The 1,662-nt window shown below is 75.4% G+C and carries 2 protein-coding genes; one reads left to right on the forward strand and one right to left on the reverse strand.

Annotated elements, in window-relative coordinates; all coding sequences use genetic code 11:
- Window positions 1–567 (forward strand): DMT family transporter (locus tag AC2W7A_RS12215; RefSeq protein ID WP_485991579.1); only part of this gene is annotated, 567 nt, incomplete at its 5' end.
- 106 nt (window positions 568–673) lie between these two features.
- Here AC2W7A_RS12215 and AC2W7A_RS12220 read toward each other — a convergent pair.
- Entirely contained in the window at window positions 674–1,282 is a 609-nt protein-coding gene (locus tag AC2W7A_RS12220) for a hypothetical protein (RefSeq protein ID WP_485991580.1), read from the reverse strand.
- Between the last annotated feature and the right edge of the window lie 380 nt (window positions 1,283–1,662).

Here is a 1,662-nt window from a genome sequence, read left to right on the forward strand (position 1 = left end):
CTGGCCGGCGCCGTGCTGGCCCTGGCCGCGGTGCTGGTGGTCGTGTGGCCACAGCTCGGCGGGGCGCTCGGCGGAGGTGACGACGGCGACGGCGTGGCCGGGGCGCTGTGGCTGCTCATGGCCGCGATCCCAGTGGTGGCCGGCTTCGGCACGAGCGTGCAGCAGGTGTTCAACGGGCGGCAGTCCGCGGCCTACGGCTCGCCGATCCCGGTCACGCTGATCAACTTCCTGGCCGGCACCGCCCTGCTCGGGCTGGTGTACCTGGTGAAGGCGGTGACGGTCGGTCCGTCCGGTCCGCTGCCGGGCGTGTGGTGGATGTACGTGGGCGGCCCGCTGGGGTGCGTGTTCATCGGGGTTTCGGCGCTGCTGGTCCCGCGGATCGGCGCGTTCCTCACCACGCTCGGCCTGGTGGCCGGGCAGCTGCTGGGGTCGCTGCTGCTGGACACGGTCGCTCCGGTGGGCGGCGCCGCCGTGTCCGTGTGGACGGTGGTGGGCACGCTCGGCGCCCTGGCCGCCGTGGTGCTGGCGTCCTGGAACGGGCGGATGAGGAGGCGCCCGCGGGTCTGAGGGCGGGGCTCCGACGAGGGTGCAGTTGTTGTGGCCTCTGACGCGCTGAGGCCACGACAACTGCACCCTCGTCCGGTGTGGGGGGCATTAGGTGCGTGGAGACCGCTCAGGCTGCCAGACCCTGGCCCGTCAAGCTCCGCCGCAGTGCCGGGCGCGTGAGCTCCACCCCGCCGCGGACCAGGAGCACGCCGAGCGCGAGGCAGGCGGCGGCGGTGAGCAGGGACACCGGCGCGAACACCGCGGCCGCGCCGATCACCGGAGCCGCCGAGGCGAGCGCCGCGGCCAGGCTGAACACCAGCACCGTGCCGAGGGCGGACATCACGGCCCGGCGGCGCATCGCGTGGACGGTATGCACGTCCATGCCGGCCATCACCAGGCCGCCGTGCAGGTCCGCGCGGTCCAGCAGCTGCGCCGCCTGCGAGATCGCCACCGAGCAGGCCGCCAGCAGGAACGAGACCACCATCGTCACGAGCACGCCGGTGCCCAGGTCCGCGATCAGGTGTCGCTCGCTCGCGGTCACCGCGGCGCCGTCCCCCTGGAACGCCTCCGCCATGCCGAATCCGGCCGCACCCACCGTGCCGATGTAGACCGTGAGGGCCACGCCGCCCACCTGACGCCAGGCCAGCCGCGGGTCCTCCAGCACGAGCCGGGCGGCCACGAGGCGCTCGGCCGTCCGCGCCCGGCGGACACGGCGGCGCGCGGTCAGGCCCAGCACCCACGGGCCGATCGCTGGACGCGATCAGCGGGGCCGCCAGCGCGGCGACGGCCAGCGCGATCATCACGGCCTCGCTCTGGGCCAGGCCCATCACCGAGGCCGCCGCCTGCGCGGCCACGAGCACGCCCACAGCCACCAGGACCCGCACCCACACCACACCGCGGGGACGCTGCCGGGTGCGCACGCCCAGGGGCGTCACGGCAACCCGGCGCAGGCCGAGGAGCGCGGAGAGCGCACCGAGCAGGACCACGGCCACCAGGACACCGAGGGTCAGCGGGATCCCGAGCCACTGGCCCGCGAGCCCACGCGTCCGCCGGCGAACGGCAGCAGCGCGATCGCCGGGCCAGCAGGGCCCACCGGCCAGCCCGACGACGACACCC

This window comes from Micrococcus sp. LASM2_SD2 (assembly GCF_057364565.1).